1 protein-coding gene is annotated in these 290 nt (G+C 44.1%); it reads right to left on the reverse strand.

Annotated elements, in window-relative coordinates:
- Positions 1-290: DDE-type integrase/transposase/recombinase (locus tag AN214_RS22065; protein WP_152960869.1), on the reverse strand; the 290-nt coding region annotated here is incomplete at both ends.

Below are 290 nucleotides of genomic sequence, written 5' to 3' on the forward strand. Positions count from 1 at the left end.
TCCGTTTTAAGTGAATGGAAAAAACTCTCAGCGACGGCATTATCCAAACAATGCCCACGCCTACTCATACTGCTTGTGAGATTATTTGCCGTTAAAAATGCCTGATAGTCTTCACTCGTATATTGACTGCCTTGATCACTATGAACGATTACGTTTGAGGTCGGTTGCCTGCGCCATACAGCCATTAGCAGTGCTTTTATCACAATTTCACGTTTCATTGTGGGCTGCATAGACCAGCCTATGACTTTGCGTGAGAATAAATCGACAACGACTGCTAAGTACAGCCAGCC

Origin of the sequence: Pseudoalteromonas sp. P1-9, from assembly GCF_001399975.1 — a bacterium.
Classification (GTDB): domain Bacteria; phylum Pseudomonadota; class Gammaproteobacteria; order Enterobacterales; family Alteromonadaceae; genus Pseudoalteromonas.